Annotated in this window: 1 pseudogene; it reads right to left on the reverse strand. The window is 45.3% G+C overall.

From position 1 onward, the window contains the following. A pseudogene (locus tag HC175_RS19690) lies at window positions 1–404 on the reverse strand (glucose-1-phosphate thymidylyltransferase); the annotation flags it as partial.

Genomic DNA, 404 nt, shown 5'->3' on the forward strand with positions numbered 1-404 from the left:
ATTTGCTGTGATCTCCCATCATGAGTCCGCAAAATTGTAATCCGGTGGGGGCAAATCTTTCCGAAGCATAATTCCAAAGCCGTACGTTTGAATAGTCATTTTTGAGATTGGAGGTATTCGTATCTGCTCCCAGGTTACACCACTCTCCTAAAACCGAATTCCCCAGATAGCCATCATGGCTTTTATTAGAGTAGGCAAAAATCACAGAATTCGTGACCTCTCCCCCTACTTTGCAATATGGACCAACGGTGGTAGGCCCATAGATCCTGGCTCCCATTTTAAGGGCAGACTCCTCTCCTAATGAAAAAGGTCCCCGTACCATACTTCCTTCCATGATCTCGGCACCAGCAGCTATATAAATGGGACCGGTAGATGCATTTAAAGTTGCACATTCCACTTTAGCT

The sequence above is a fragment of the Salinimicrobium oceani genome (genome assembly GCF_012037645.1).